This is a genomic window from Actinophytocola sp. (assembly GCF_009379765.1).
In the GTDB taxonomy this organism is placed as follows: domain Bacteria; phylum Actinomycetota; class Actinomycetes; order Mycobacteriales; family Pseudonocardiaceae; genus Actinophytocola.
The window spans coordinates 19,049-27,269 of the sequence record NZ_WHTD01000111.1; the positions used below are offsets into that span (position 1 = coordinate 19,049).

Here is an 8,221-nt window from a genome sequence, read left to right on the forward strand (position 1 = left end):
CCAGCGACGTGGCCGGCGATGTAGGCCGGCGGTGTGGAGCGGCCCCGCACCCGGGGAACTGGTCGCGGGTGCGGGGCCGAGATTTCTGGTGTGGCTGGGGTTCAGCGGGTGAAGCCGGCGGCGAGGGCGGCGAGGTGGGTGATGAATCCGTCGAGTAGTTCGCCGTACTCGACCGGCAGCCACCGGTGCCCGTCGTTGTCGACGGTGTTGTACCGCACCATCCGCAACGCGTCGTACAGCTCACGCAGATCCGGTTTCCGCATCAGCAGCGCGGCCGGCGCGCGGGTGGGGAACTCGACCGCCGGCACGTCGAGATCCTCGCCGTACTGCGCCGCGTAGGCGGCGTTCTGCGCGATGTGGACCGCGCGGAACACCCGCGCGACCCGCTCGCCACGGACACCACGATGCGGATGGGCGCTGATCACGGAGAGGGTCCGCTGACACAGCTCGACCAACGTGTCGGCGGAGGTGACGGAGACCGACATCAGGCGTTCCCCCCGGTCAGGTCGGTGTTCTCGACGGTGAACCGGAACATCTCGCCAGAGCCGACCTCGACGGTGACCGGGAAGTCGCCGAACGTCACCCGACCGGCGGCTGCCAACGTGTCGAGCCGCTCGGCGGTGGCCGGGTCGTCGTCCATCGCATAGCCGCCGACCGGCTCGAACCGCTCACCGGCGCGCAGCGCGCGGGACACGGTCTCGAAGTTGGTCATGGTGCCGAACTCGTAGCACACGCCTCCGGCGCGGCGGCCGGACCAGCGAACAAACGCCAACTCATTCGTTGTGTCGGATGTGAACTCGGTGGACATCGATTTCTCCCTCACCGTTATCTCGGGCCTTTTGTCCCGGTCGCCGGATGGCGTGTTTTCACACTGTCCGGCCGGATTGGTTTTGGGAGTGCCTTGTGGTCGAACCGTGGTCGTTCGTGGTCGATTCGTGGTGTGCCCCGAATTGGTGTTCGAGTTCCGCCGAGATCGGTTCCAGTAGAAGGCGTATCGCGGTGGCTCCCTGGGCGGGGACGACACCGTTTCCGAGCATTTTCATCGCCATCGTTCGGCTGATTCCGGGAACGTCGGTGACCCAGCCGGATTCGAGGCCCATCAACCATTCGACCCATTCGGGGTTGAGCCGGTCTCGTCCTCTGACGGGGACGATCGGGAACGGCGCTTCGCGGCCGAGAACGCGTTCCCAGTGTCGGATGGCGGGGGTGAACCGGCCCCAGTCGACCCGGCTGCTCGCTCCGCGGCCAGCCAGCGTGTTCGCCTCAGCTCCAGCCGCAGCGCCACCGACAGGGAGCCGGAGAGCTGGCGGCCGCGTGCCAGGTAGACGTCGACGTCCTCGCCGTCGTTCGGGTTGGACGCCGCGGGGGTCGGTACCCCTGGGCCAGGCGAGACCGAAGACACGGAACCGCTGGTGCGGGGCACCGATGGCGGAAGCTGGTAGGCCCAGCCATCGACAGTCATACCCGCGCTCGGCCAGATCGCCGAGTACGGTTCCGAGCGCCCGCGTCCCGCCTTGTCCGTCGCTTCCCAGGTCTCGCCGGTCCAGCGGGCGAACGGGAGTGGGTGCGCTGGGCGCATTCAACAGCCCCCTCACGTTCTCGAACACAACCAGACGGGGCCGGAGCTTCTCGATGGCGTAGGCCATGTGCGCCCACAAACCAGAACGGGTACCGGGAGCCAGTCCGGCGCGTTTCCCGGCGCTGGATAGATCCTGGCAAGGAAAGCCGCCAGCGAGAATGTCCACGCGCGGCACTGCGTCCCAGTTCACGCGGGTGATGTCACCGAGGTTCGGCACACCGGGAAACCGGTGCGCCAGTAGACGAGCGGGGGCGCGTTCGGTTTCGGAATGCCACACGGTCTGTCCGCCGAACACGTGCTCGACGGCGAGGTCGAGGCCGCCGTAACCGGAGAACAGTGACCCGATCGCGGGCCGATACGCCACATCGACCACCGCCCACCACCACATCGGGCGGCACGGCGGCCGGCGGCATCACGGAACGGGGCGGGAAATGACTGGAGCCCCGGCCTGGGGGTCGCCGGGGCTCCAGAAGAATTGTCGGTCGCACCTCGCAGTGGGTGCAGAACTCCAACGTCTCAGGAATTTACACGGGTGCCGCGCCACCAGGCAAACATATGTTCGTGTGAGCCGGGTCACTGTTTGGCGGTGTCGGCGCTGGCGTGGCGGCGTTTGGTGCGTTGCCAGTAGGAGCGGTCGGCGTCGTCGAGGTCGAACAGGACACGGGGGCGGCCGGGTCGGCCGTGGGCGGCGGGGTCGGGGTAGCGGCGCCACTGGTCTGCTCGTGCCCAGTCGCGCAGGGTCGAGACGGCGACGCGGTAGTGGACGGCGAGAGCTTCCATGTCCAGCGCCCGCCGCCGCTGCGTGGTCGTGGTGGTCATCGCGTGGTGGGTTTCCTCCGGTTTCTGGTCGTCGGGGTCGCCTTCGTCGTCTCCGCCGCCTTCGGGACGGCCTTCGTGGTGGTCGTCGTGCGGGTGCGCGAGGCGGGTTTCGTGGTGCTCTTGGTGGCCTGGGTCTTGGTGGGCTTGGTGGTGGTCTTCTCGGTGGCCTTGCCGCTGGTGGTGGGGTGGAGGCGTTTCTTGCCGAGCCAGGGGCGGACGGCGGCGTGGATGGTGTCGCGGGTGAAGCCGGCGGCGTCGGCGAGGTGGGAGGCGGGGACATGGTCGCGGTAGGCGTTGACGATCATCCGGTCCAGCTCGGCTCGGAGCTGGGCGAGTTCGCGGGCCTTGGCGCGCAGGATCGCGGCCTGGGCGGCGACGGTGGCCAGGTGCCGGGTTCCGGGGTCTGTCCGAGAGGTGCGCATGGTGGTCACGCCTTCCTGGGCTCGGTCGCGGCGTCGGCGGTGGGCGCTGGGTGCGGTCGGCCGCAGAGGTGGCACACGCTGGTGGCCGGCTGAGCGTCGGTGAGGTGGACGTAGACGCGGAACCGGTGGTCGAACATCGCGGCCGGGTTGCGCCGGTCGAATACGGAGAGGAGGGCGACGACGTCGCGGCGCAGCATCACCGCCGCGATCTCCGGGTCCTCCCACGCGGTGTAGCAGGCGGGCAGGTCGAGGTCACGCAGCTCGACGCACACCCGCCACGCCCGCACGTGCGCCGGGCCGTCCTCGGCGCCGCGCCGCACGGACAGCGTCACCGAGCACGGCGGCAACGCGCCCGCGTCGCGGGCATCCGTGAGTGCCCGGCTCATCCGCAGCGTGAGCAGCTTCGGCGGTAGGCCGGCGGTCTCCAGGTAGCGCGTGCCGTACACCCGCCCGGTGGTGTTGCCAGCGTTGGTAGTCTTGGTCATTCCGGGGTCCTCTCGAAGTTCCTTCTTGGTCCTCTTCGGGTGGGTTCCGGACACCGCCCCGGGGGTGTTCCTGCACCCGCCGGGGCCCATTCGTGTCCGGAACCGTTCAACCCGCGATCAGCGCCGGTTCAGCGCCGTGGTCAGTAGGGGTAGTGGCGGACGTCGATCGCGCCGCGCGCGTTGCGCAGGCTGTGTTGCTCGGATTCGGTCAGCGCCCGCACGGTGATCGTGAACCGGAAGTCCCACACGTACTCCGGGTTGGTGTGGTTGTAGGCGGCCACGCACTTCTCGACCGCGCTTTCGAGGACCTCGGAGTGGATGGCGTGCTCGTCGTCGGTCAGGCCGAACACGTCGACCAGCAGGTGATCCCCACGCCCGAGGATCGCGAACCGCAACTCGCCTGGCAGGTCACCGGCGATCACGGTGTCGTCGAGGTCGAACATGACCCGCTCGGCGATCTCACGAAGGTTCAGGTTGGCGGTGGCCTTGGCGTGCTCGCCGTGCACGCGGGCCAACTCCCGCGCCCTGCGGTCCGCCGGAGTCTCAGTTCCAGGCCGATGGAATGACATGATCTCTTAGTCCTTTTCGGTTGTGTTCCAACGGGTTCCGGTGTTCCTGCACCGGTTCCCGCTGTCCGTTCGCCGGACAAGATTCACACTGTCCGGTGGGTCGGCACCGTCGCAATACGACGGAGCTGGTCGTGGTGCAACCGTGGTCATTCGCCGGCCTTCCTGTGGTCAAACCGGCCGAACCGTTCACCGGCCTCAGTGTCGAGGCGGTCGGCGAAGCGGTCGGCGAGGTGGAGCCAGGTTTGACGGGGCCACGACGCGCCGCATCGCCGGCACTGGCACGCCTCCGCATCGAGCTCCGCGCGCAGTGCGGCGCCGCACGTGCTGAGGTCGCCGGTCTCGGTGTCGGCTGTGTCGGCGGGACACGGTCCGAGGTCCACGATCCGCGCGGCGGTGCCGGTCACCCGGCGGAGCGCCTGGTGCAGTTCGCTGATCTCCTCGGCGAACGCGGTCACCCATCCGGCGGCCGCGATGTGCCCGAGATGGGCCGACAACAGCCGCGCCTCACCCACCACCGACCGCGCTCCGGCAGGCATGTCGAGGGCGAGGTCGTCGCGGACGTTGTCCGCCCACGCCGCCAGCAACTCGAGCGCGCTGTGCGGGTCACCTTCCTCGTCCACTGTGGTGCGCCGGTCCCGTAACGCGATCACGTCATCGCGGGCGGGTGAGCGGGAGGAGAACCCCGGCGCGCGGCGGCCACCCGCCGCCCCGACGACACCGGGCACCACGAACTCGTCGAGCATGGCGAACAGGTCCGGGATGTCGTGCAGCCGCCACGCCAACCGGTTCGCGCACCGCCCGCACACCAACCACCCCGGCTCCGCCGCCCGCGGATTCCCCTCCGGACGGCACCCCAACACACACCACCCCACGGCGCCGGTCATAGCCGCTCACCCCGGTCTGGGTGCTCGGCGCGGGCGCGGTCGAGGCGGCTGGGATGGGTGAGGCTGGAGGCGTCGCGGCGCTCGGTGTGGCCGGCGCGGTTCCGGGTCAGTGGCCGGCACGCGGTCCCGCTGGGGGCGCGGCAGAACGGGCACGGCACCCGCTGGGCGTGTGCGCGTTCCGGGTTGCGTTGCCAGCCCATAGCCGCGTACACCCGCTCGATCCCGCGCGCCCCGGCCCGCGCGTAGTCGACTGGTGGCGTCGGTCGACTCGGGCGGACCCGGTCGCGGGGGAACGGGATCACCTCCGCCGCCCGCGCGTCCTTCGCGGCCTGGGCGGTGTGGATGGCGGCGACGATCTCGGCCGGGGTCGCGTACCGTGCCTTGGTCGGCCCGAACGCGGTCAGCGCGGCGTGACACGCCCCGAACGCGCAGCCGGCCAGGGCTTGCCGCCACGCCGCGACCGTCGACGGAGCCGGCATCGGCCCCGGCCGGAACGTGGTCAGCAACGCCCGCACCTCGTCGGCCGACAACATCACTTGGTCGTCCTGGGTGGTCCTCACGCGCCACCCCCGACCTGCTCGCCGTCGACCTGCTCGGCCTGGTCGGTGTGGTCGCGGGCGGAGTCGAGCCGGGACGGATGCACGCGGGTGCGCGGGTCACGCGGTTCGCTGGCTCCGCCGCGACGGACGGAACGCCGGCACGGCACGCCGGGTGCGGCGGCGCACCACGGGACCGGGCACGCCACCGACAACGCGGTCTCGCGGTCGTTGTCGTGGGTCCAGCCCATCACCGCGTACACCGCGGCCATCCCGCGCTCGCGGGCGGCGTCGGCTGCTGCGCGGTCGGTCAGCCCGGTCGGCAACACCGCGCGCCGGTCTGCGGCTTCTCGTCGTGCGACGCGGACCCGACCGAGGATGTCGAACGGCTGGACCCGGTCGCGGCTGGTCCGGACGTGCGCGTGGATCGCCGTCTCGCACTCGGCGAACGTGGCACCGGCCAGGGCGGTGTGCCAGGCGGCGACGTCGGCCTCGCCGACTGTGCGCTGGTCGTAGCACGCGCACAGCGCCAGCAGCCGCGTCACCTCTGACCGGGTCATCATGGGCGCGTTCGTGCTGGTCGGTGCGGTCATGCCACACCCGCGGCTATCAGCGCCCGCCTCGGCCTCGGTTCCCACTCCGGCGGCGGTGGGTTGTCCTCGCGTTCGTACCGCTCGGCCAGCGCGAGCGCGGCGGAGACCCGCGCGTCGGTGGTCGACGCCGTCCGCACCCCACCCGACCCTGTGCCGGCCGCCGTGATCGACGGCGCGCGCATCGCCTCGCCGACCAACTCGGGCAGCAGACCGGGGCCAACGCGCTTGGTGGTCCACAGGCGCAGGCCGGCGGCGACCTGGTCCCCGGACAGGCCCTCGCCGAGCAACCGCGCGGCCTCCTGCGTCAGCCGGTGCAACACCCGCCGTGGCTGGTGCGGCACCTGCTCACCAACCAGCCCGACCGCGACCCGCACCGCCGACACGTCCGTCGCCGCATCACGAATATCCACATAGGACTGACCTGGAGCGGAGTGCGGTGAGACGCCGACCGGTTCCGGCACGGGTTCGGGCGTCGGCCGCGGAGGTGCGGCCGGTGGCGGCGGGGACGCGGGTGGTGGTGTTGGCGGCGGGGTTTCGGTTCTCGCGCGCGATACGGAACTACTACCCGCCCTATCAAGGTGAGTAGGTATATCGGGTCGGGTCGGGAGCAGCGTGACTCACGCTGTGACTCACGCCCGTGTCACGCGTGACAGAACCCGCTGACCTGGACTTATCGTCTCTAACTGCTCTCGCTTTGGCTTGACGTTGTGTTGCGAGGAACCGCTTGTGTTCCACGTCTTCGCGGGTCGGTTGGTAGGTAAACCAGTCGTGGAACACCCAGCCGGGCTCGCCGTCGCGGACGGTCGGCTCCCACAGTCCGGCGGTCACGAGCTTCTCGGCCTGGCGCGCGGTGCCGTACCGCAGCGCGACCACCTCGGGCACGAACCCATCGGTCAGGTTCGCCGCGCACCACGACCCCGTGAGCGCCCACAACCCCATAGCCGCCGACCCCGCCCGGCGAACCTTGCGATGATCATGCAGGCCATCACAGACCTTGAACCACACGAAACGTCACTTCCCTTACACAACAACAGAAGTCGGCACGGCGACCTGGCGCCGTGTGTCGCATGGGGACAGGAGTCAGCGGCACGTGGGCATGCGACAACCCCACGCGCGCGAAAGTCAGAAAGAGAAAGGTGCGAGAGCCGGGGCGGCGGGAAGTACCGCCCCGACGTCTGGTTACGAACCCGGCCCGGCGCTCGTCGGCTCGGTGAGCGCGGCCAGGTTCAGCCGGTACACCGGCTGCGGCTTGCCGGCGTTGCCGGCGGCCCGGTCGGTGCACTTCACGTACTTGCCGGTCGGCACCAGCAACCCGGCGGCGCGGAGCCGTTGCACCGTCGCGCCGACCACCGCCGGCTTGATCCACGTCGGCAGTAGCGGACGCCACCGGTTGGCGGTGGTCTCCCGCCACGAGTCACCGACGGCGTCGAGCACGATGACCGCGACGACCGCGCGGACGTGGTCGGTGTTGCGCGGGTCCAGCACCAGCAGCGCGAGCAGCGCCGCGAACTCGTCCCCGGCCGTGGGTGGGACCGCTGCCGCGCGGCGCGCGACGTCGGCCACCACCTCCCGCACCGTCACCGGAGCGGGCGTCTCGGTGCCGCTCACGATCACAACGGCAACACGCGGAACGTGCGGACCGTGGTGATGTCCTGCACCTGCGGCAGGATCTCCGGATACCGCTCGACCAGCAGCCGATGCGACACCCCGACCCGTTTCGCGACCTTCCACGTCACCACCGCACGCCCGGCCACCGTGCCGACCTCGGCGTCGGCGAGCCGTTTCTTGATCGAGTCCCGCAGCTCCCGCCGCGCGAGCCCCAACTTCTCGATCTGCTGGTCGATCTGCCGCAACAACTCCAGCGGCTCGGTCATGTCATCCAACGCCACCGGCCCCGCAAGGCCAGCTACGTCCCCCTCCGCGACAGCGGAACCTTGATCATCAATCACAGTGGCCATCAGTACAAAGCCGCCTCCCTGCGGCGCACACCTCGCGGTACGCTCGAACATGTGTTCGAGGCCACCCGCTAGACAACCACTGGAACGCGACTTAGTCAAGAAATTACCGCATTCAAGTTAATGCGTCTAACATTAGACACATGCTTGTGGTGTTGTCCCGCCCACCTGGCACTACCCCCTGTTACCGCCGCGCTGGGTCGCGTCGCCTACCCTCATGCGGCTCAACCACGCCTCCGCTAGCCCGGGTCTTTCATGCGGGGTGACGTAGATCGCGCTCTGAAATGCGCGAAAGTGCCTGTCCTGTAAGGGAAACTACGGATTGTCTAGGTCTGTAGTGGTCCTCACGGGAAGGCACTTCGCGGGTGAAGCGTAGCAA

The 8,221-nt window shown here is 69.8% G+C and carries 14 protein-coding genes; all 14 read right to left on the bottom strand.

Features of this window, described 5'->3' with window-relative positions:
- Window positions 1–101: 101 nt before the first annotated feature.
- The gene (locus tag GEV28_RS28485; RefSeq protein WP_291415466.1) at window positions 102–485 is read right to left on the bottom strand and encodes a hypothetical protein; all 384 of its coding nucleotides are present in this window, start codon (window positions 483–485) and stop codon (window positions 102–104) included.
- Window positions 485–733, bottom strand: coding sequence for a hypothetical protein (locus GEV28_RS28490; RefSeq protein WP_291415468.1), 249 nt, complete (start codon window positions 731–733; stop codon window positions 485–487). Before GEV28_RS28490 ends, GEV28_RS28485 begins: the two co-directional genes overlap by 1 nt.
- A gap of 133 nt (window positions 734–866) precedes the next feature.
- Window positions 867–1,952 (bottom strand): DNA cytosine methyltransferase, encoded by a 1,086-nt coding sequence (locus GEV28_RS28495; protein ID WP_291415469.1) that lies wholly within the window; start codon window positions 1,950–1,952, stop codon window positions 867–869.
- A gap of 200 nt (window positions 1,953–2,152) precedes the next feature.
- Window positions 2,153–2,398: a hypothetical protein gene (locus tag GEV28_RS28500; protein WP_291415471.1), complete on the bottom strand. Its 246-nt coding sequence runs from the start codon at window positions 2,396–2,398 to the stop codon at window positions 2,153–2,155.
- Complete coding sequence (locus tag GEV28_RS28505; protein ID WP_291415473.1) at window positions 2,395–2,820, bottom strand: hypothetical protein; 426 nt, start codon at window positions 2,818–2,820, stop codon at window positions 2,395–2,397. The genes GEV28_RS28500 and GEV28_RS28505 overlap by 4 nt, the downstream gene beginning before the upstream one ends.
- Before the next feature lie 5 nt (window positions 2,821–2,825).
- Window positions 2,826–3,305, bottom strand: coding sequence for a hypothetical protein (locus GEV28_RS28510; RefSeq protein WP_291415474.1), 480 nt, complete (start codon window positions 3,303–3,305; stop codon window positions 2,826–2,828).
- Between the two features lie 140 nt (window positions 3,306–3,445).
- The gene (locus GEV28_RS28515; RefSeq protein ID WP_291415476.1) at window positions 3,446–3,811 is read right to left on the bottom strand and encodes a hypothetical protein; all 366 of its coding nucleotides are present in this window, start codon (window positions 3,809–3,811) and stop codon (window positions 3,446–3,448) included.
- A gap of 209 nt (window positions 3,812–4,020) precedes the next feature.
- Window positions 4,021–4,680: a hypothetical protein gene (locus GEV28_RS28520; RefSeq protein WP_291415478.1), complete on the bottom strand. Its 660-nt coding sequence runs from the start codon at window positions 4,678–4,680 to the stop codon at window positions 4,021–4,023.
- 74 nt (window positions 4,681–4,754) lie between these two features.
- Window positions 4,755–5,318: a hypothetical protein gene (locus GEV28_RS28525; RefSeq protein ID WP_291415480.1), complete on the bottom strand. Its 564-nt coding sequence runs from the start codon at window positions 5,316–5,318 to the stop codon at window positions 4,755–4,757.
- Entirely contained in the window at window positions 5,315–5,887 is a 573-nt protein-coding gene (locus GEV28_RS28530; RefSeq protein ID WP_291415481.1) for a hypothetical protein, read from the bottom strand. Before GEV28_RS28530 ends, GEV28_RS28525 begins: the two co-directional genes overlap by 4 nt.
- Window positions 5,884–6,348, bottom strand: a complete 465-nt coding sequence (locus tag GEV28_RS28535; protein ID WP_291415483.1) for a hypothetical protein — start codon at window positions 6,346–6,348, stop codon at window positions 5,884–5,886. The genes GEV28_RS28530 and GEV28_RS28535 overlap by 4 nt, the downstream gene beginning before the upstream one ends.
- Before the next feature lie 112 nt (window positions 6,349–6,460).
- Entirely contained in the window at window positions 6,461–6,892 is a 432-nt protein-coding gene (locus tag GEV28_RS28540; RefSeq protein WP_291415485.1) for a hypothetical protein, read from the bottom strand.
- A gap of 174 nt (window positions 6,893–7,066) precedes the next feature.
- Complete coding sequence (locus tag GEV28_RS28545) at window positions 7,067–7,495, bottom strand: hypothetical protein (RefSeq protein ID WP_291415487.1); 429 nt, start codon at window positions 7,493–7,495, stop codon at window positions 7,067–7,069.
- A 2-nt stretch (window positions 7,496–7,497) separates the two neighbouring features.
- Complete coding sequence (locus GEV28_RS28550) at window positions 7,498–7,761, bottom strand: hypothetical protein (RefSeq protein ID WP_291415488.1); 264 nt, start codon at window positions 7,759–7,761, stop codon at window positions 7,498–7,500.
- Window positions 7,762–8,221 lie beyond the last annotated feature (460 nt).

Excerpts from the sequence above, each read along its gene's own strand:
- GEV28_RS28485 (WP_291415466.1), bottom strand. The coding sequence starts at position 485 with ATGTCGGTCTCCGTCACCTCCGCCGACACGTTGGTCGAGCTGTGTCAG.
- GEV28_RS28500 (WP_291415471.1), bottom strand. The coding sequence starts at position 2,398 with ATGACCACCACGACCACGCAGCGGCGGCGGGCGCTGGACATGGAAGCT.
- GEV28_RS28505 (WP_291415473.1), bottom strand. The coding sequence starts at position 2,820 with ATGCGCACCTCTCGGACAGACCCCGGAACCCGGCACCTGGCCACCGTC.
- GEV28_RS28510 (WP_291415474.1), bottom strand. The coding sequence starts at position 3,305 with ATGACCAAGACTACCAACGCTGGCAACACCACCGGGCGGGTGTACGGC.
- GEV28_RS28530 (WP_291415481.1), bottom strand. The coding sequence starts at position 5,887 with ATGACCGCACCGACCAGCACGAACGCGCCCATGATGACCCGGTCAGAG.
- GEV28_RS28550 (WP_291415488.1), bottom strand. The coding sequence starts at position 7,761 with ATGACCGAGCCGCTGGAGTTGTTGCGGCAGATCGACCAGCAGATCGAG.